Origin of the sequence: Cellulomonas sp. HZM (genome assembly GCF_000708885.1) — a bacterium.
GTDB lineage: Bacteria > Actinomycetota > Actinomycetes > Actinomycetales > Cellulomonadaceae > Cellulomonas.
The window spans coordinates 52120-71365 of the sequence record NZ_JEOE01000002.1 but is presented as its reverse complement, the minus strand read 5'-3'; the positions used below and the strand labels follow the sequence as shown (position 1 = coordinate 71365).

At 72.6% G+C, this 19246-nt stretch carries 15 protein-coding genes; 9 read left to right on the top strand and 6 right to left on the bottom strand.

The features are described from left to right. Positions 1-105: 105 nt before the first annotated feature. Both AW16_RS0102160 and AW16_RS0102155 read left to right on the top strand, forming a co-directional pair. Positions 106-1326 carry a pyrophosphate--fructose-6-phosphate 1-phosphotransferase gene (locus AW16_RS0102160; protein WP_029287794.1) on the top strand — a complete coding sequence of 407 codons (1221 nt, stop codon included), beginning with the start codon at positions 106-108 and terminating at the stop codon, positions 1324-1326. Continuing rightward, the gene (locus AW16_RS0102155; RefSeq protein WP_029287792.1) at positions 1323-2675 is read left to right on the top strand and encodes a class II 3-deoxy-7-phosphoheptulonate synthase; all 1353 of its coding nucleotides are present in this window, start codon (positions 1323-1325) and stop codon (positions 2673-2675) included. The genes AW16_RS0102160 and AW16_RS0102155 overlap by 4 nt, the downstream gene beginning before the upstream one ends. 102 nt (positions 2676-2777) lie before the next feature. Here AW16_RS0102155 and pknB read toward each other — a convergent pair whose 3' ends face one another. Together pknB and AW16_RS0102145 are read right to left on the bottom strand one after the other, a co-directional pair. Further along, on the bottom strand, positions 2778-4763 hold the full coding sequence (pknB, locus tag AW16_RS0102150) for a Stk1 family PASTA domain-containing Ser/Thr kinase (protein WP_029287791.1): 1986 nt from the start codon (positions 4761-4763) through the stop codon (positions 2778-2780). A 48-nt stretch (positions 4764-4811) separates the two neighbouring features. Next, positions 4812-5987, bottom strand: a complete 1176-nt coding sequence (locus AW16_RS0102145) for a lytic transglycosylase domain-containing protein (RefSeq protein WP_034647995.1) — start codon at positions 5985-5987, stop codon at positions 4812-4814. 151 nt (positions 5988-6138) lie between these two features. On the opposite strand from AW16_RS0102145, the gene AW16_RS0102140 reads away from it, so the two are divergent. Beyond that, positions 6139-6543: an Rv2175c family DNA-binding protein gene (locus AW16_RS0102140; RefSeq protein WP_029287789.1), complete on the top strand. Its 405-nt coding sequence runs from the start codon at positions 6139-6141 to the stop codon at positions 6541-6543. A 49-nt stretch (positions 6544-6592) separates the two neighbouring features. On the opposite strand, the gene AW16_RS0102135 is transcribed toward AW16_RS0102140, so the two are convergent. Together AW16_RS0102135 and AW16_RS0102130 are read right to left on the bottom strand one after the other, a co-directional pair. Next, positions 6593-7708, bottom strand: a complete 1116-nt coding sequence (locus AW16_RS0102135; RefSeq protein ID WP_029287787.1) for a polyprenyl synthetase family protein — start codon at positions 7706-7708, stop codon at positions 6593-6595. A gap of 40 nt (positions 7709-7748) precedes the next feature. Beyond that, positions 7749-8318 (bottom strand): hypothetical protein, encoded by a 570-nt coding sequence (locus AW16_RS0102130; RefSeq protein ID WP_156044021.1) that lies wholly within the window; start codon positions 8316-8318, stop codon positions 7749-7751. Positions 8319-8489: 171 nt separating this feature from the next. Between AW16_RS0102130 and AW16_RS0102125 the strand changes: the two genes are divergently transcribed. From AW16_RS0102125 to AW16_RS0102115, 3 genes are all read left to right on the top strand, one after another. Next, a complete protein-coding gene (locus AW16_RS0102125) occupies positions 8490-9611 on the top strand; it encodes a DUF4192 domain-containing protein (protein ID WP_029287783.1) in 1122 nt (373 codons plus the stop codon). A 142-nt stretch (positions 9612-9753) separates the two neighbouring features. After that, positions 9754-10146 carry a universal stress protein gene (locus AW16_RS0102120; RefSeq protein WP_029287781.1) on the top strand — a complete coding sequence of 131 codons (393 nt, stop codon included), beginning with the start codon at positions 9754-9756 and terminating at the stop codon, positions 10144-10146. A 268-nt stretch (positions 10147-10414) separates the two neighbouring features. After that, complete coding sequence (locus tag AW16_RS0102115) at positions 10415-12058, top strand: RNA polymerase sigma factor (RefSeq protein ID WP_029287779.1); 1644 nt, start codon at positions 10415-10417, stop codon at positions 12056-12058. Positions 12059-12202: 144 nt separating this feature from the next. Here AW16_RS0102115 and AW16_RS0102110 read toward each other — a convergent pair whose 3' ends face one another. Next, entirely contained in the window at positions 12203-12463 is a 261-nt protein-coding gene (locus AW16_RS0102110) for a hypothetical protein (RefSeq protein ID WP_051681586.1), read from the bottom strand. 166 nt (positions 12464-12629) lie between these two features. Between AW16_RS0102110 and AW16_RS0102105 the strand changes: the two genes are divergently transcribed. The 3 genes from AW16_RS0102105 (at position 12630) to AW16_RS0102095 (ending at position 16712) form a co-directional block, all read left to right on the top strand. After that, entirely contained in the window at positions 12630-14759 is a 2130-nt protein-coding gene (locus AW16_RS0102105; protein WP_029287776.1) for a type IIA DNA topoisomerase subunit B, read from the top strand. Positions 14760-14825: 66 nt separating this feature from the next. Beyond that, complete coding sequence (locus AW16_RS0102100) at positions 14826-15845, top strand: GNAT family N-acetyltransferase (protein ID WP_029287773.1); 1020 nt, start codon at positions 14826-14828, stop codon at positions 15843-15845. A 150-nt stretch (positions 15846-15995) separates the two neighbouring features. Further along, positions 15996-16712 (top strand): lysoplasmalogenase, encoded by a 717-nt coding sequence (locus AW16_RS0102095; RefSeq protein ID WP_051681585.1) that lies wholly within the window; start codon positions 15996-15998, stop codon positions 16710-16712. A gap of 3 nt (positions 16713-16715) precedes the next feature. Here AW16_RS0102095 and AW16_RS0102090 read toward each other — a convergent pair whose 3' ends face one another. Further along, positions 16716-19190 carry a DNA topoisomerase (ATP-hydrolyzing) subunit A gene (locus AW16_RS0102090; RefSeq protein WP_029287769.1) on the bottom strand — a complete coding sequence of 825 codons (2475 nt, stop codon included), beginning with the start codon at positions 19188-19190 and terminating at the stop codon, positions 16716-16718. Positions 19191-19246 lie beyond the last annotated feature (56 nt).

Here is a 19246-nt window from a genome sequence, read left to right as displayed (position 1 = left end):
GCGACGCGGGACCGGCTCAGCGGACCTGGGTCCCGGTGGCTCCGTGCGCGTGCGCCGTAGGTTCGGTGCACCAGACCAAGTGCAGTTCTACGAGAGGTGTGTCTCATGTCGGTTCGTCGCGTCGCCCTCCTGACCGCGGGTGGCTTCGCTCCGTGCCTGTCGTCCGCCGTCGGTGGCCTCATCGAGCGCTACACCGAGATCGCGCCGGACGTCGAGATCATCGCGTACGAGCACGGGTACTACGGGCTGCTGCGTGGCGACAAGATCGTCGTCTCCGACGAGGTCCGCAAGAACGCGGGCATCCTGCACCGCTTCGGTGGCTCGCCCATCGGCAACTCGCGCGTCAAGCTGACCAACGCGAAGGACTGCGTCAAGCGCGGCCTCGTGCAGGAGGGCCAGGACCCCCTGCAGGTGGCGGCCGAGCAGCTCAAGGCGGACGGCGTCGACGTGCTGCACACGATCGGCGGCGACGACACCAACACGACCGCGGCCGACCTGGCCGCGTACCTCGCGGAGCACGACTACGGCCTGACGGTCGTCGGCCTGCCCAAGACGATCGACAACGACGTCGTGCCGATCCGCCAGTCGCTCGGTGCGTGGACCGCGGCCGAGGAGGCCGCCGGCTTCGCCGCGAACATCATCGGCGAGCACCGCAGCGGCCCGCGCATGCTCATCGTGCACGAGGTCATGGGCCGGCACTGCGGCTGGCTCACGGCCGCCGCCGCGGTCGAGTACCGCAAGTGGCTCGACCAGCAGGAGTGGGTCCCGGGCATCGGCCTGACGCGCGAGCGCTGGGACGTCCACGCCGTGTTCGTGCCCGAGCTGGCGCTCGACATCGACGCCGAGGCTGAGCGCCTGAAGACGGTCATGGACACCCAGGGGAACGTCAACATCTTCCTCTCGGAGGGTGCCGGCATGCACGAGATCGTCGAGCAGCTCGAGGCCGCGGGCACGCCCGTGGAGCGCGACCCGTTCGGCCACGTCAAGCTCGACACCGTCAACCCGGGCCAGTGGTTCGCCAAGCAGTTCGCGGACAAGCTCGGCGCGGAGAAGACGATGGTGCAGAAGTCGGGCTACTACTCGCGCGCCGCGGCCGCGAACGCCGAGGACCTGCGCCTCATCAAGTCGATGACCGACCTCGCGGTCGAGTGCGCCCTGCGCGGCGAGTCTGGCGTGATCGGACACGACGAGGAGCAGGGTGACGTGCTGCGTGCTATCGAGTTCCCGCGCATCGCGGGCGGCAAGGCGTTCGACGTCTCGCAGCCGTGGTTCGGCTCGCTCCTGTCCGACATCGGTCAGCAGCTCGTCCCGGCGAGCCACTCGTGAGCGTCGAGCCGGACCCCGCGGTCGTCGAGGGACTCGACGCGTGGCGCTCGCTGCCCGCCGGCCAGCAGCCGCAGTGGCCCGACCAGGACGCTCTCGCCGCGGTGACCGCGCGGCTCGAGAAGCTTCCGCCCCTCGTCTTCGCGGGGGAGTCGGACGCACTGCGCGCCCAGCTCGCCGCCGCGGGTCGCGGTGAGGCGTTCCTGCTGCAGGGCGGTGACTGCGCCGAGACGTTCGCCGAGTCGACCGCAGACAACATCCGCAACAAGATCAAGACGATCCTGCAGATGGCGGTCGTGCTCACGTACGGCGCGAGCCTGCCCGTCGTGAAGATGGGTCGCATGGCAGGGCAGTACGCCAAGCCTCGGTCGTCGGACTCCGAGACGCGCGACGGCGTGACGCTGCCTGCGTTCCGGGGCGACATCATCAACGGGTACGACTTCACCACCGAGGCTCGTACTCCCGACCCGCAGCGGTTGCTCGAGGCGTACCACACGTCCGCGTCGACGCTGAACCTGATCCGTGCGTTCACGACGGGCGGCTTCGCGTCGCTCCTGCGCGTGCACGAGTGGAACCGCGGCTTCACGACGAACCCGGCGTACAAGCGGTACGACGAGATCGCGGCCGAGATCGACCGGGCCATCCGCTTCATGGCGGCCTGCGGCGCCGACTTCGACGCGCTGCGCACGGTCGACTTCTACTCGAGCCACGAGGGTCTGCTGCTCGACTACGAGCGGCCGCTGACCCGCATCGACAGCCGCACGGGCCTGCCGTACGACTGCTCGGCGCACTTCCTGTGGATCGGTGAGCGCACGCGCGAGCTGGGCGGCGCGCACGTCGACTACTTCTCGCGCGTGCACAACCCGATCGGCATCAAGCTCGGTCCCACGTCGTCGGGCGACGACGCGATCGCACTCATGGACCGCCTCAACCCGACGGGTGAGGAGGGCCGCATCACGTTCGTGACCCGCATGGGCGCCGGCAAGGTGCGCGACCTGCTCCCCGCGCTCGTCGAGAAGGTCACGGCCGACGGGCGCCCCGTCACGTGGGTGTGCGACCCGATGCACGGCAACGGCATCACGTCTGCCACGGGATACAAGACGCGACGCTTCTCGGACGTCATGGACGAGGTCGCGGGCTTCTTCGAGGTCCACCGCTCGCTCGGCACCGTGCCCGGTGGGCTGCACATCGAGCTCACGGGTGACGACGTCACCGAGGTGCTCGGCGGGTCCGAGGAGATCGACGACGAGGGCCTCGCGCGCCGCTACGAGACGCTCGTGGACCCGCGCCTGAACCACCAGCAGTCGCTCGAGCTCGCGTTCCAGGTCGTCGAGCTGTTGCGGCGCGCCTGACACGCACGAGCACGCATCGAGCGAGGGGCGTCCGGTGGATCCGGGCGCCCCTCGCTCGTACCGTCGAGGCCGCGGGTCGCCGGTGCGGACCGGACGGGTCGCTCAGACGACCGTGAGCACGATCGTGCTGCCCCACGGGAGCTTGCTGTCGGCGGCGGCGCTCTGGTCGACGACCTGGCCGATGAAACCGCCCCACGAGTTCTTGCGCTGCACCTGGAACCCGAGGTCCGTGAGCTTGGCGCGCGCGTCGTCGTACGACAGCCGCTCCACGTTCGGCACGACGACGGGCTCGGGCCCCTTCGACACCACGACCGTCACGGTGTCGCCGACGTGCTTGACCGTGCCCGGCGTGGGCTTCTGGCTGATGATCTGCCCGGCGGGCACGGTGTGGCTGTAGTCCTTGCTGGACTTCACCTTGAGCCCGTCGTTCCCGAGCTGCGTCTTGGCGGCGTCGAGCGTGGCCCCGACGACGTTGGACACGGTGACGGGTGCAGGGCCGTCGGAGATCACGAGCGTGACGACCGCGTCGCGGACCGCCTGCGTCCCCGGCGTCGCGTCCGAGCCGTCCGGGAGCTTCGCCGACAGGACCTGTCCGAGCGGTGCCTTGTCGTCGTGCTGCGCCTTGCCGTACTGCACCTTCAGCCCTGCCGCGTCGAGCGCCTTGGCCGCGTCCGCCTGCATCTCGCCGACGACCCCGCTCGGCACCGTGACGTAGTCCGGTCCCTTGGAGACCACCACCTCGACCGTCGAGCCGCGCTTGGCGCGGTCGCCCGCCGCGGGGGTCGTGCGTACGACGTCGCCCTTGGGCACCGTGGCGTCGAACGCCTGCGTGGGGTGCGCAGTCAGGTCGTGGTCGGTCAGGACGCGCTCCGCGTCGCTCTGGGACCGGTGCTCGACGTCGGGGACCGTCGCCCAGGAGCCGGGACCCACTGCCAGGTACCACCAGGCTCCCGCGCACAGCGCGACGACCACCGCGAGCACCACGAGGACCGCGAGGCGGCGCCGCCGACGTCGGGCGGGCGAGCGGTCGTCCGGTGCGGTCGGGGGCGTGAGCGCACCGCCGAGCCCGATCGGCAGCGCGACGGTCCGGCCGTGCTCGAGCCGGGCGGTCGCGTCCGGGTCGTCTGCGTCCGGGGGCTCGGGCGGTGCGTCGAGATCGGTCTCGGCGGGGTCGGTCGCGGCGGGCAGCACGATGGTCGGCTCGACGTCGGCGTGCCGTTCGAGCACGCCGGCGTCGAGGGCGGTGCGCGTGCGCCGGAGCAGGTCGACCGCGGCCGCCGCGTCGAGCGGGCGGTCGTCCGGGTCACGTGCGGCGAGCGAGCGCACCAGCTCGTCGACCTCGACCGGGAGCCACTCGACCAGGTCGGAGGGTGCCGGGATGTCGGAGTTGACGTGCTGGAAGGCCACCTGGATGGGCGTCTCGCCCGTGAAGGGCTGCCGACCCGTGAGCATCTCGAACAGCAGGACGCCGGCGGCGTACACGTCGGTGCGTGCATCGCTCGATCCGCGCACGACGAGCTCGGGGGCGAGGTACGCGACGGTGCCCAGGACGGTTCCCGTGGTAGTGGACGTGACCTCGGTGACGGCTCGCGCGAGACCGAAGTCGGCGAGCTTGACGCGCTCGTCCGACGCGATGAGCACGTTCTCGGGCTTGATGTCGCGGTGCACGAGCCCGGTACGGTGCGCGGCGGCCAACGCCTCGAGCACCGCCTCGCCGATCCGCAGCGACTCGCCGACGGTGAGCGCACCGCGCTCGCCCAGCCGACGGCGCAGGTTGGCGCCGTCGACGTACTCCATCGTCAGGTAGCTGGTCTCGCCGTCGACACCCTGGTCGTACACGGCGACGAGCCCCGGGTGCGTGAGCCGCGCGGCCGAGCGCGCCTCGCGGCGGAACCGTGCGACGAAGTCGTTCCCCGACGCGCCCTCCGCGAGGTGCGGGTGCATGACCTTCAGCGCGACGTCGCGGTCGAGGCGACGGTCGACCGCGAGGTAGACCGTGGCCATGCCGCCGCGCGCGATGCGGGACACGACCTCGTACCGGCCGTCGACCAGGCGGCCGACGAGCGGATCGGTGACGGTGGCTCCCACGCGGGCGAGTCTACGGGCGCCCGGCCCACGACCCGGGGACGTCGGGCGTCAGCGGAACCGCGTCATGAGGGTCTGCACGTTCGCGACGTACCGCCGCGTGTCCGCGAACATGCCGTTCTTCCGCACCGACGCGGCCCCCTGGTAGTACCCGGCGATCGCGCTCGGCAGGTCGGGCGCCGTCCGGACGAGCGAGCGCAGGATCGCGACGCCGGCGGTGACGTTGTCGTCGGGGTCGAGCAGGTCGAGGCGACGGCCGACGAGGTCCGAGGCCCACTCGCCCGACGAGGGGATCACCTGCATGACGCCGATCGCGTTGGCCGCGGACACCGAGGTGTGGTTGAACCCGGACTCCTGGAAGGCGATCGCCTGCGCCAGGGCCGGGTCGACGCCGAGGCGCTTCGCGGTCGCCACGACCTTCGCCTGCATCGCGGCCTTCGAGGGGACCCCGCGTGCGAGCAGCGTGGCCTTGTTCTGGTTCGCGGCGCCGACGACGCTCGCCGAGTAGGTCCTGCCGGCGAAGGAGCTGGGGACGAGGTTCTTCGGGGTGTCCTTCGTCGTCGAGCTCGCCGTGGCGCCGGGGATCGTCAGGTGCTGGCCGATGCGGATGAGCGCGCGTGCGTCGAGGTGGTTGGCGGCGACGATCTTCGCGACGGTCGTGCCGTACCGCTGGGCGATCGCCGCGACCGTGTCGCCCGCGCGGACGGTGTACGTGGCGGTGCGAGCCGTGGTGCTCGTCGTCGTGCGGCTGCTCGTCCCGGTCGTCGTGCTCGTCGTCGCGCCGGCCTTGGAGAGCGTGAGCACCTGGCCGACCCGGATGAACGCGCGTGCGTCGAGGTCGTTGAGCGCGACGATCTTGGCGACGGTGGTGCCGTGCGCGTGGGCGATCGCGCTCACGGTGTCGCCGGACCGGACGGTGTACTTCTTCGCGGGGGTGCGCGTGGTCGTCGAGCTCTCGTGCGGGCTGCCGGACGACGTGGCGTGCGAAGGGATCGTCAGCACCTGGCCGACCTGGATGCGGGAGACGTCCGACAGAGAGCTCGCACGTGCGATCGCTGCGACGCTCGTGCCGGTCCGTGCGGCGATGTGGCTGACGGTGTCGCCCGGGCGCACCGTGTACGACTGGTCCGCGTGCGCACCTGTGCCGGAGGCCGTGACGGCGATCGCGGCGAGCGCGATCGCACCCGTGCTGGTCGTGGCGGCGCGGCGAGCGATGGGCTGGCTCATGTCGTCCCCTGGTGCGCGTGTGACGGAATGTGACTGGTGTGACTGAAGTGACAGAACGCGAACGTATCTCACAGGAACTGCCGAGGAAAGCCCGGCGAGCTCCGACGAGTGAATTGCGCCGATGTCATTTCCCGGTGCGTACGCTGATCGTGTGAACAACGACCTCGAGAGCCTCGTCGACGAGTGGCTGACCGTCCCTGACCTCGCGGAGCGGCTCGGCGTGGACGCCGGACGCGTGCGCCGGCTGCTGCAGGAAGGACGCCTGGCGGGGGCCCGTGTCGGTGAGCGCAAGGTGTTCTCGGTGCCCGCGGACTTCGTCGTCCCCGGGCACCTGGCCAACCCGGCCGCGCCCTCGCGTACGCAGGACGGGCCCGAGTGGACCGTGCTCGCGTCGCTCCAGGGCACGCTCACGGTGCTGAAGGACGTGGGCTACACCGACGAGGACGCGATCGTGTGGCTGTTCACGCCGTCCGAGGCGCTCACGACGTCCCCGATCGGTGCGCTGCGCGCCGGACGCAAGACCGAGGTCCGCAGGCTCGCCCAGGCCGAGCTCTGACCCTCGCCGGCAGGGGAGTCCCCACCGAGCCGACCGCGGCTCCGGGGGCTCACGCCCGCCGGTCGACGCTGGCGTGCGCCGCGGCGACGAGCATCGAGCGCGCGGGCTCGGGCCACGCTCGCTCGTCGATGAGCGCGAACGCCTCGTCCGCGAGCTCGGTGATCAGGTCCTCGACGTCCTGCACGGCGCCGGTGCCGGCGATCGCCGCGGAGACCTGCTCCACCTGCGCGTCCGCCGCCGCCCGGTCACCCAGCACGCGCCGCACGAGCTCGACCGTCCGCTCGTCGCCGGCATCCGCGGCACGCGCCAAGGTCCGCGCGACGAGGACCGTGCGCTTGCCCTCGCGCAGGTCGTCACCCGCGGGCTTGCCCGTCGTCGCCGGGTCGCCGTAGACGCCCAGCAGGTCGTCGCGCAGCTGGAAGGCCTCGCCGAGCGGCAGCCCGATCGCGCGGCAGGCGTCCAGGTCGGCGTCGGCCGCGTCGGCGAGGGCGGCCCCGAGCACGATCGGGTGCTCGACGCTGTACCGCGCCGACTTCGTACGGATCACCCGGCGGGCACGTGCCTCGTCGGCCGTGGGGTCGTCGCCCCACGGCATCGACTGCGCCAGGACGTCGAGGTACTGCCCGACCGTGACCTCGAGCCGCATGTGGTCGAACACCTCGCGAACCCGCGCGGCCCGCGGAGGCGGGGCCGTCGCGAGTGCAGAGGCGACCTCCTGGTCGCTGACCACGAGCGCAAGATCGCCGAGCAGGATCGCGGCCGACTCGCCGAACCGTCGGGCGTCGCCCGCGAGTGCGCGCTCGTCGTGCAGCCGTGCGAACGCCCGGTGGGCGGCCGGCTGCCCGCGTCGGGTGTCGGAGTCGTCCATGACGTCGTCGTGGAACAGCGCGGCGGCCTGGAAGAGCTCGAGCGCGGCACCCACCCGCAGCACGTCGTCGGCGTCAGGCGACGCGGGGTCCCCGCCGTGGGCGCGCCACGACCAGTAGCAGAACGCCGCACGCAGGCGCTTGCCGCCCGAGAGCATCCGCTCGAGCGCGTCGCACAGGGGAGCGGCATCCGGGCTCATGCTCGCGAGCGTGCGGCGCACCGCGCCGACCTGCGCCGCGAGCACCGCGTCGACCCCCGCGCGCACGTCCTCGGTCGGGGCAGCTGCGTCGAGGTTCACGACCCGCAGCCTACGGCGGACCGAGACGACCCGACGCCGGTCAGGAGGTCGAGACGGTGCCGCTCAGCGTGAGCGTGCGCGTGCCGTCCCGGTCGAGGATGCCGAGGATGACGATCTCCTTGGCGCCGTCCCGCGTGAACGCGGCCTGCGCCGCGAGCTGCGGTTCCTTCTCGTCGGGCGTCTTCTCCGTGAACCCCGCGTCGAGGAGCGGGCCCCGGACGTCGGCGAGGAGCTCCTTCGTCGAGGCGTCGGTGGTGAGGTTGAGGCTCACGTCCGTGAGGTCGCCGTCAGGCGTCGCCGACGAGACGAGCACGTGCGCTCCGGCGGGCACGGGGAACAGGTCGCTGGGGAATCCGGGGGCGAGGCCGCCGACCGTCGACGTCGTCGGGTCGTCGCTCGCGAGCAGCGACTCCGTGGGCGTCGGGGCGGGTGCCTCGATCGTCGTGCCGGCGCTCGAGCCCAGGTCCGCGGGTGCGCTCGTCGAGCACGCGGCGCAGGCGAGGGCGACGAGCGCTGCAGCGACCGTCACGCGGCGCGCGGCGCGGGTGCGGCGGACGACGGGTCGCCCTCGGTGCCGGGCGAGGTGCGTGGCCGTGCTCGGGCGGGGCATCGGGCCAGGGTAGCCGTGCGTGCCGAGCGCGCGTGGACCCGGACCCCGCCCCGGACCTCGTCGTCCTGCCGCCGCCCGTCGAACCGTCCACAGGCACGGGCAGCCCGCTGCGCCGTGCACATCTGCCCGGGACGGGCCGCGTGAACGCAGCCCGTGCGCTTGCGTGTCGGCATGGACACCGAGACCCTCCGCGTCAACGAGCCCCGCGAGCTGCTGGCCCTCATCCCGCACAGGTTGGGGTTCCGCCCCCGTGAGAGCGTCGTCGTCGTCGGCCTGCGCGAGCCGCGCGGACGCGTCGGCCTCGTCATGCGCGTGGACCTCGAGCACCTGGCGGACCCCGTGGCGGGCCCACAGGTGGCGCGGTCCGTGGTGAGCCTCATGGACCGAGACCGGGCGGCGCGGCTGCGGTGCGCGGTGTACGACGACGGTCCCGACCCGCGCTACGCCCCGGGCCGCCTGGTCCAGGCCGTCGCGCACCTGCGTGACGCCGCGCACGCACCGTTCGGCGAGGTCGAGGTGCACGTCGTGACGCCGACGGGCTACCTGGACCTCGACTGCCGCGACATGTCGTGCTGCCCGGCCGGTGGTCGACCTCTGTGGGAGCTCGATGCGACGCAGGTCGGCGCGCGCATGGTGCTCGCGGGGTCGGTGGTCGCGGAGTCGCGAGAGGCGCTCGGCAGGATCGGGCGAGCGAGCACGGACCGGAGACGCTCCGTCGCGCGGGTGCGACGGCGTTGGGAGGCGCGCGGCGCCGCGGCGACGTCCCCTGGGGAGCTCGCGGCGTGGCGGCTCGCCGGTCTGTCGACGTGGCGCGACGCGGTGGAGATCGCGCGCGACGAGGGTGAGCCGGGGCTCGCGCACGTGCGTTGGGGACGGCTCGAGGCCGCGCTCGCCGACCGCAGGGTCCGCGACGCCGTGCTCGTGTCGCTGATCCCCGGCACCGACGACCTCGCCGAGCGGTCCGTCGCCGCCGGACACCCCGAACCGGCCGACGACGCGGCGATGGGCTCGGCGTTGCGGCGGGTGATCGACGCGGACGTCGGCGTCGCGCCCGACCACGACGAGGCGGTGCTGCACCGGCGCGTCCTCGAGCACGTGGTCGCGCACGGTCGGGCCGGGGCGCAGGCGCCGGCGCTCACGCTCCTCGCGCTGCTCGCGTGGTGGGCGGGCGAGGGTGCGCGGTGCGCCGTGCTGCTGGAGACCGCCCTGCGGCACGACGACGACTACCGGCTCGGTCACCTGCTCCAGGACCTCCTCGAGCACGGCGTCGGACCCGGGTGGACGCGCGTGTGACCCCGCGGCGCCGGTGCGAGCAAGGACGAGCGTCGCCGCTCGCACGGGGTCGTGGCGGTGGTCCGGTCGTGGCGGGGCGCGTGCTCCGGTAGCGTCACGCCCGCGTGCCGGTACCACCCCGGTGCGACCGAGGGAGTGTGAGATGGGCATCGTCGTCGGATACCTCGCCACGCCGGAGGGCAGAGCCGCACTCGACGCGGCCGTCGCCGAGGCGTCGACGCGAGGCACGTCGGTCGTCGTCGTTGTGAGCATGCGTGGGGACGAGCCGCCCGAGCAGCGTGCGTCGGCAGATGCCGAGCTCGAGGCCGTCGGCCGTCGGCTCACGGACGAAGGGACGCCGCACGAGATCCGCCTCCTGGACGGTGGGGATGTCGCCGACGACCTCATCGCGACCGCGGAAGAAGTCTCCGCGGAGCTGGTCGTGATCGGGCTGCGTCGTCGCAGCCCCGTGGGGAAGCTGATCCTCGGCGCGAACGCGCAGCGGGTCCTGTTCGACGCGCCGTGCCCCGTGCTGACGGTCAAGCCGCAGGCCTGAGCGGACGAGGACCTCCCGCCGGAGGCCACGACCTCGACGGCGGTACCGAGGCGCCGGCGTGCCGGGGAATCTTGCGGGGGGCTCGGTCGTTGTGACACCGGACGGCCGCCCGCAGGGCTAGGGGCGGCAGGTCGATCCCTCACCATCCCGCCACCGACGAGCGCCTCGATGTGCCCGCGACGCGCGTCCCGGAGCGGATCGGCAAAGTACAATATCCCTACACCTCCCGGTTCCCCTGCCCGGGAGTCGCGCTGCCGAAAGGTCGTTCGTGCCCCAGACCCCGCATCCCGCACTTCCGCGTGAGTTCGAGCACCCCGCGCTCCAGGAGCTTGTCGTCCGCGGCAAGACCCACGGCAGCGTCGGCGCCGAGGAGTTGCGCGCCGCGTGCGAGGCCGCCGACGTCCAGGACGCCAAGCGCCTGCGTGCCGTCGTGCGCGGCTTCGCTACCGCGGGCATCACGGTGAGCGAGCCGGTCGCGCAGCGCGCCGTCGCGGCGACGAGCACGAGCGCCCGTACGACCGCGAAGGCGAGCGTCGCGGCCGCCACCTCGACCGCGACGCGGCGTACGACGAAGGCCTCGACGAAGTCCGCTGCCGCCGGCGGCGCGGGGGACGGCGCGGCTCAGGCCGCCGACGTCGACGGTCAGGACGCCGAGGCGAAGCCTGCCGCGAAGCGTGCGACCCGGTCCGCCGCCACGAAGGCCGCCACCGCCAAGGCGACCTCCGCGACGACGAAGACCGCGGCCGCCAAGGCCGGTCCGAAGAAGACGTCGAAGAAGGCCGACGACGAGGCCGAGGGCGACGACGCGGAGGCCACGCCGGAGCTCGAGGAGGTCGAGGTCGAGGACGTCGTCGTCGACGAGAACGACGAGGAGAGCGAGTCGGAGGACGGCGAGACCAAGCCGAAGGCCGCGGGCGACCAGGAGGAGTCCGAGGACTCGGGCTTCGTCTACTCGGACGCCGACGACGACGACGCGCCTGCGCAGCAGGTCGTCACCGCGGGTGCCACCGCCGACCCGGTCAAGGACTACCTCAAGCAGATCGGCAAGGTCGCGCTGCTGAACGCCGAGCAGGAGGTCGAGCTCGCGAAGCGCATCGAGGCCGGCCTGTTCGCGGAGGAGCGCCTCGGTTCCGGCACGACGATGGAGCCCAAGCTGCGCCGTGAGCTCGAGTGGATCGCGCAGGACGGTCGTCGTGCCAAGAACCACCTGCTCGAGGCCAACCTGCGCCTCGTGGTCTCGCTCGCGAAGCGCTACACCGGTCGCGGCATGCTCTTCCTGGACCTCATCCAGGAGGGCAACCTCGGTCTGATCCGCGCGGTCGAGAAGTTCGACTACACCAAGGGCTACAAGTTCTCCACGTACGCCACGTGGTGGATCCGGCAGGCGATCACGCGCGCCATGGCCGACCAGGCCCGCACCATCCGTATCCCGGTGCACATGGTCGAGGTCATCAACAAGCTCGCGCGCGTCCAGCGCCAGATGCTCCAGGACCTGGGCCGCGAGCCCACGCCGGAGGAGCTGGCGAAGGAGCTGGACATGACGCCCGAGAAGGTCGTCGAGGTCCAGAAGTACGGTCGCGAGCCCATCTCGCTGCACACGCCCCTCGGCGAGGACGGCGACAGCGAGTTCGGTGACCTCATCGAGGACTCCGAGGCGGTCGTCCCCGCGGACGCCGTGAGCTTCACGCTGCTGCAGGAGCAGCTGCACCAGGTGCTCGACACGCTGTCCGAGCGCGAGGCCGGTGTCGTGTCGATGCGGTTCGGCCTCACGGACGGCCAGCCGAAGACGCTCGACGAGATCGGGAAGGTCTACGGCGTGACGCGTGAGCGCATCCGCCAGATCGAGTCCAAGACGATGTCGAAGCTGCGCCACCCGTCGCGCTCGCAGGTGCTGCGCGACTACCTCGACTGAAGGTCTGCGACCGACGGGTCGCAGGATCCGAGCCGACGACGAGCCCGGACCCCGTGAGGGGTCCGGGCTCGTCTCGTCACCGACAGACGCACGAGGCCCCGGACCAGCGAGTGGTCCGGGGCCTCAGGCCAGAGGTGGGTGCGGTCAGCTCGACGCCGCACCGGCTCCTGCGCCGTGCTCCGCGAGCAGGCGGTCCGTCTCGTCCTGGACGTGCTCGGCCACGGCTGTGAACTTGGGCGCGTGCTCGCGCGCGTGGTGCGCGCAGAACAGGAGCTCGCCGACGGGCAGGACGACGCGGACGTAGGCCTGCGCGCCGCAACGGTCGCAGCGGTCGGCTGCGGTGAGCGGGGTGGTCGTCGTCGTGGTGGTCACGGATCCATACAACCATCCGATGCCGCGTTCCATGTCACCGAGACGGGGTGGTTCGCTACGCGCGTACGAAACGTCGCCCGAACGTGACCTCGTCGCGACCGTCTGTGTCGGACCTGAGCGCACCGGCGGGGTCGCGCATGCCGCACCGGTGCGGCATGGCGTCGCGGGGCTGTCAGGGCGCTCGCCTACGATCTGTGCCGTGACGACCACCTCCTCGCAGTCCGGCTACACCGCCCGGCACCTGTCGGTGCTCGAGGGCCTCGAGGCGGTGCGCAAGCGCCCGGGCATGTACATCGGCACGACCGACAGCCGCGGCCTCATGCACTGCCTGTGGGAGATCATCGACAACTCGGTCGACGAGGCGCTCGCGGGGTTCGGCGACCGCATCGAGATCGTGCTGCACTCCGACTCGTCGGTCGAGGTGCGCGACAACGCGCGCGGCATCCCGGTGGACGTCGAGCCCAAGACGGGGCTCACGGGCGTCGAGGTCGTCTTCACCAAGCTGCACGCGGGCGGCAAGTTCGGCGGTGGCTCGTACGGTGCGTCGGGAGGTCTGCACGGCGTCGGCGCATCGGTCGTGAACGCGCTGTCGTCGCGGCTGGACGTCGAGGTGGACCGCGACGGCCGCACGCACCGGATGTCGTTCCACCGCGGCGAGCCGGGCGTTTTCGACGACGGCGCCGGCCGTTCGCCGGACTCCGTGTTCGAGCCGTTCGTCTCGGGCTCCGAGCTCGCGGTGGTGGGCAAGGTCGCGCGGGCTCGCACGGGGACGCGCGTGCGGTACTGGGCCGACCGGCAGATCTTCCCCAAGACGGCGGTCTTCTCGTACGACGAGCTGGTCACGCGCGCCCGCCAGACCAGCTTCCTGGTGCCGGGGCTCACGCTCGTCGTGCGCGACGAGCGGGGTATCGCAGGGACGCCGGGCGCGGACGGCCCGCACGAGGAGTCGTTCCACCACAGCGGGGGCGTCGTCGACTTCGTGGACCACCTCGCGCCCGACCCCGCCGTGACGGACACGTGGCACCTCACGGGCGAGGGCAGCTTCACGGAGACGGTCCCGGTACTCGACGACCGCGGGCACATGACGCCGCAGGAGGTCGCCCGCACGTGCGAGGTGGACGTCGCGCTGCGGTGGGGCACGGGGTACGACACCGAGGTCCGCACGTTCGTCAACATCATCTCGACGCCCAAGGGCGGGACGCACCTGGCCGGTTTCGAGGCGGGTCTCCTGCGGACGCTGCGCAAGCAGGTCGACGCGAACGCGCGCCGCCTGAAGATCTCGGCCAAGGACGCAGCGACCGAGCGCATCGAGAAGGAGGACGTGCTCGCGGGGCTCACGGCCGTCGTCACGGTCCGCCTCGCCGAGCCGCAGTTCGAGGGCCAGACGAAGGAGGTCCTCGGCACCGCGCCGGTGCGCGCGATCGTCGGCAAGGTCATCGACGCCGAGCTGGCCGCGATCTTCTCGTCGCCGAAGCGTGACCACAAGGCGCAGTCCTCGCTGCTGCTCGACAAGATCGTCGGCGAGATGCGGGCGCGGCTGTCGGCACGCAAGCAGAAGGAGATCTCGCGCCGCAAGAACGCGCTCGAGACGTCGTCGTTGCCGGCCAAGCTCGCGGACTGCCGCATCGACGACGTCGAGCGCAGCGAGCTGTTCATCGTCGAGGGTGACAGCGCGCTCGGCACCGCCAAGCTCGCGCGCAGTTCGGACTTCCAGGCGTTGCTGCCGATCCGGGGCAAGATCCTCAACGTCCAGAAGGCGTCCGTCACGGACATGCTCAAGAACGCCGAGTGCGCCGCGATCATCCAGGTGGTCGGCGCGGGCTCGGGCCGCACGTTCGACCTCGAGGCGGCGCGCTACGGCAAGATCGTGCTGATGACGGACGCCGACGTCGACGGCGCGCACATCCGCACCCTGCTGCTCACGCTGTTCTTCCGCTACATGCGTCCGCTCGTCGAGGACGGCCGCGTGTACGCGGCGGTGCCGCCGCTGCACCGCATCGAGGTGATCGGCGGCGGGGGCCGCAAGAACGAGTACGTCTACACGTACTCGGAGGCAGAGCTCGCGGCGACCCTCAAGAAGCTCGACCGCTCCGGCCGGCGGTACAAGGACGACATCCAGCGGTACAAGGGTCTCGGGGAGATGGACGCTGACCAGCTCGCGGAGACGACGATGGACCCGCGCCACCGCACGCTGCGCCGCGTGACCGTGGAGGCCGCCCAGCGAGCCGAGGAGATCTTCGAGCTGCTCATGGGGTCCGACGTCGCGCCCCGCAAGGACTTCCTCATCGCCGGGGCGCAGAACCTGGACCGCAGCCGCATCGACGCGTGAGGGCCGGCGCCGGCATCCGCGCAAATCGGCTTGCCCGGGTGGCTGACGCCCGCGAGGGTGGCTGGCATGACCTCGACCCTTGCTGACCGCGTCGCAGCACCGCACTCGCTCGACGTCCCCGACGCCGCGCTCGGCCTGGCGTGGCGCCCGCTGGCCCCCGAGCACGTCGCCGAGCTGTTCCGGCTGGTCGCCGCGGTCGAGGACGCCGACCGGTGCCCGTACCGCACGTCGCGCGACGAGCTCGAGGAGTCGCTCGCGGACCCCGCGCTCGACCTGTCCACCGACTCCCTGGGCGGCTGGGACGAGACGGGGACGCTGAGGGCGTGGGCGACCGTGCAGCAGCCGCCCGGTGACACCACGACGGTGCGCGCGTTCCTCAGCGGCGGGGTCGACCCGGCCTGGCGTGGGCGCGGCGTCGGGACGGCGCTGCTCGCCTGGTCGCAGGGTCGCGGGCGCCAGCGCATCGCGGAGTCCGGCAAGGACGTCCCGGCGAGGATCGGCATCTACGTGGAGGACGACGCGACGTCGACCGTCGCGCTCGCCGCGCGGGCCGGCTTCTCGCCCATCCGCTACTACACGCAGATGCGGCGGTCGCTCGGGTCGGGCGTCCCGGTCGGGGGAGCGCCGTCGGGAGTCGTCGTGACGCCGTGGACGCAGGCGCTCGACGACGCGACGCGGCTCGCGCACAACGAGGCGTTCGCGGACCACTGGGGGAGCCAGCCCCAGACGGCCGAGCAGTGGGCGCAAGGACGCACGCTGCAGGTGCCGTCGTGGAGCTTCGTCGCGGTCGACGAGGCGTCGGGCGACGTCGTCGGCTACCAGCTCTCGAGCCGGTACGAGCAGGACTGGGACGTCGTCGGGTACACGTACGGGTACTGCGACCTGCTGGGTGTGCGGCCCGCGCACCGCGGACGGGGGATCGCCGTGGCGCTCCTCGTCGCGGGGATGCTCGCGTACCGCGAGGACGGCATGCAGTTCGCCGCGCTGGACGTCGACACCGCCAACCCGAGCGGTGCGCACGGGCTGTACGCGAGCCTCGGCTACGAGGTGACGCACGGGTCGCGCCTGATGACGATCGAGCTGTAGCCCCGGCGGGTCCCTGGCGGCGCGCGGTCGTGGACCGGCACGTTCCGGTGCCGGCCACGGGGCGCTAGCATCGCGTCCGCGTCGACGACGGGGTCGCGCAGCTGGTCCGGGCGCCGCCGCCGCGGACCGGGAGGGCGGGTCGTGGCAGCGATGACGAGCACGAACCGGGCCCCTGTCGCGGCCGCTCGCTGGGGAGCCTGCTTCGCGGTCGTCGCGCTCGTGCACCTCGGCGCGCTGCTCGCCGGCGCCGACGGTCTCGCGGACCTGACCCAGGTGCTGCTGCTGCCGCCGCTCGCTGCCGCGCTCTGGTCGGCCACCGCGGCGCCGCGCTCGCACCGCGTCCGGTGGACGCTCGCCGCGCTGGTCGCGTCGTGGCTCGGCGACTCGCTCCCACGCCTCGTGACGGGCGATGCGGCGTTCCTCGTCATGGTGGGCTGCTTCCTGGTGGCGCAGGCGGCGTTCGTCGTGGGGTTCGCACCGGACGTGCGGCGCAGCGTCGTGCATCGTCGTCCGCTGCTCGTCCTGCCGTACGCGGCGGTGCTCGTGACGCTCGTCGGCGCGTGCGCACCGGCCGCGGGACCGCTGCTCGTCCCGGTCGCGGTCTACGGTGGCGTGCTCGTCGCGATGGCCGTGCTCGCGACGGGGTGCGGGCCGCTCGTGGCGGCCGGGGGAGCGGTGTTCCTCGTCTCGGACGGCCTCATCGCTCTCGACCGCTTCGTCGACGCCTGGCACCCGCCCGTCCCCGGCTTCTGGGTCATGGCGACCTACGTCGCGGCCCAGTCGCTGATCGCGCTCGGTGTCGCGCGTGCGGACCTGCGCGCGCGCCGGGGCGTGCACGCGGGCAGGGACGACCTCGTCGTCGCCTGAGGCTCAGCCGATCGCGTGCACGGGGGCGCCGAGCGCGACGCCCGACATGTCGCGACGCTGGTCGACCGGCGGGAGCTCCACGGGCTGGCCGGCGGACCCGGTGGCTCGCGCCGGGGCGGGGCCGACCCACGCCAGGATGATCGCGTCCTCGCCCTTGAGGAACCGGTGCGCGCGCACCCCGCCGGTCGCGCGTCCCTTGCCCGGGTACGCGTCGAACGGGGAGACCTTGGCCGATCCTGCCTGCGTGCCGGGCAGCGCGGTCGACGACCCCGAGACCGTCACGACGACCGCGTCCGCCGCACTGCCCGCCGGCACGACGCCGAATGCGACCACGCGGCGTCCGGCAGCGAGCTTGATGCCCGCCATGCCGCCCGCGGCCCGCCCCTGCGGGCGCACGGCGGACGCACCGAAGTGCAGGAGCGACGAGTCGGAGCTCACGAGCACGAGCTCGTCGTCGTCCTCGGCGGGAGCGGCACCGACGACCTCGTCGCCGTCCTTGAGCGCCACGACCTCCCACGCGTCCCGGTTGCCGGGCACGTCTCCGCGTGCGACACGCTTGACCACCCCCTGCGCGGTCGCCAGCGCGAGCGTCGGCGCCTCGGCGGCGAGCGACGTCAGCGCGACGACGCGCTCGTCCCGCTCGAGCGTCACCACCTCGCCGACGGGGACGCCGCCCGAGAGCGATGGCGGACCGTCGGTGGGCGGCAGCGAGGGCAGGTCGAGCACCGAGACGCGCACGAGACGGCCGCGCGAGGTGACCGCACCGATCTCGGCACGTGCGGTCGAGACCACGCCGGAGGTCACGACGTCGTGCCGCGAGCGCCGCGCGCCCTCGTCGCGCACGAGCGGGGCGTCGTCGGCGGTGCGCGCGAGCAGCCCGGTTCCCGAGAGCAGGACGCGCGTGGGCGTGTCGGCGATCTCGAGCGGGGTGGCCGACGCGCGGGCCGCGGGGGCTCCCGTGACCGACGAGCCGCCCGCCGACTCGAGCAGGATCGTGCGGCGCGGCGTGCCGTACGTCGCGGCTACCTCGGCCATCTCGTCGGACACGAGCGTGCGCAGGCGGTGGTCGTCGGCGAGGATCGCGCGCAGGTCCTCGATCTCCGAGCGGAGCTGCTCCTGCTCCTTCTCGAGCTCGATGCGCGAGAACCTCGTCAGGCGCCGCAGCCGTAGCTCGAGGATGTACTCGGCCTGTGGCTCGGACAGGTCGAACACCTGACGCAGGCGGGTCCGCGCTGCGTCGGCGTCGTCCGACGAGCGGATCACCTGGATGACCTCGTCGATGTCGACGATCGCGACGAGCAGGCCCTCGACGAGGTGCAGGCGCTCGAGGCGCTTGGCCAGCCGGTGCTCGGAGCGGCGACGCACGACCGTGAGCCGGTGGTCGACCCACACCACGAGCAGCTCGCGCAGCCCGAGCGTGCGCGGCTGGCCCTCGACGAGCGCGACGTTGTTGATCGAGAACGAGTCCTCGAGCGGCGTGAACCGGTAGAGCTGCTCGAGCACCGCGTCGGGGTTGAAGCCCGTCTTGACCTCGATGACGAGCCGCAGCCCGTGCGTGCGGTCGGTGAGGTCGACCGCTGCGGAGATGCCCGAGAGCTTCTTGCTCTGGACGCCCTCCTTGATCTTCTCGATCACCTTCTCCGGACCCACGCCGTACGGGAGCTCGGTGACGACGATGCCCTTGCGCTTGGGCGTCACGTTCTCGACGCGAGCGGTCGCACGCGTGCGGAACGCGCCGCGTCCCGTCCGGTAGGCGTCGCGCACGCCGTCGAGCCCGACGATCTTCCCGCCGCTCGGCAGGTCGGGCCCGGGCACGAACCGCGTGAGGTCCTCGAGGGTCGCGTCGGGGTGCATCACCAGGTGGCGGGCCGCCGCGACCACCTCGACGAGGTTGTGCGGAGCCATGTTCGTCGCCATGCCCACGGCGATGCCGGCCGCGCCGTTGACCAGGAGGTTCGGGATCGCCGCGGGCAGCACCTCGGGCTGCGTCAGCTTGTTGTCGTAGTTCGGCACGAAGTCGACGACGTCCTCGTCGAGCCCCGTCGTCATCGCGACCGCCGCGGGCGCCATGCGTGCCTCGGTGTAGCGGGGCGCGGCCGGGCCGTCGTCCAGCGAGCCGAAGTTCCCGTGCCCGTCGACGAGCGGCAGGCGCAGGCTGAACGGCTGCGCGAGCCGCACCATCGCGTCGTAGATCGCCGCGTCGCCGTGCGGGTGCAGCTTGCCCATGACCTCGCCGACGACGCGTGCCGACTTCACGTACGGCCGGTCGGGTCGCAGGCCCATGTCGGCCATCTGGAACAGGATGCGGCGCTGCACGGGCTTGAGCCCGTCCCGCGCGTCGGGCAGCGCACGCGAGTAGATGACCGAGTAGGCGTACTCGAGGAACGAGCCCTCCATCTCGGCTGCGACGTCGATGTCGACGACGCGACCGACCGTGTCGTCGGGCGGCAGGTCGGGGGTCGCGGGGCGACGCGCCATGCGTGGGGCTCCTCGGGTGGTCCGTGCGGTCGTGCAGGGGACATTGTCGCCTGCCG

Bases quoted from the DNA above. Each gene is read 5' to 3' on its own strand.
- AW16_RS0102160 (WP_029287794.1), top strand. From the start codon at position 106: ATGTCGGTTCGTCGCGTCGCCCTCCTGACCGCGGGTGGCTTCGCTCCG.
- AW16_RS0102145 (WP_034647995.1), bottom strand. From the start codon at position 5,987: ATGAGCCAGCCCATCGCTCGCCGCGCCGCCACGACCAGCACGGGTGCG.
- AW16_RS0102130 (WP_156044021.1), bottom strand. From the start codon at position 8,318: ATGCCCCGCCCGAGCACGGCCACGCACCTCGCCCGGCACCGAGGGCGA.
- AW16_RS0102125 (WP_029287783.1), top strand. From the start codon at position 8,490: ATGGACACCGAGACCCTCCGCGTCAACGAGCCCCGCGAGCTGCTGGCC.
- AW16_RS0102120 (WP_029287781.1), top strand. From the start codon at position 9,754: ATGGGCATCGTCGTCGGATACCTCGCCACGCCGGAGGGCAGAGCCGCA.
- AW16_RS0102110 (WP_051681586.1), bottom strand. From the start codon at position 12,463: ATGGAACGCGGCATCGGATGGTTGTATGGATCCGTGACCACCACGACG.
- AW16_RS0102100 (WP_029287773.1), top strand. From the start codon at position 14,826: ATGACCTCGACCCTTGCTGACCGCGTCGCAGCACCGCACTCGCTCGAC.
- AW16_RS0102095 (WP_051681585.1), top strand. From the start codon at position 15,996: ATGACGAGCACGAACCGGGCCCCTGTCGCGGCCGCTCGCTGGGGAGCC.
- AW16_RS0102090 (WP_029287769.1), bottom strand. From the start codon at position 19,190: ATGGCGCGTCGCCCCGCGACCCCCGACCTGCCGCCCGACGACACGGTC.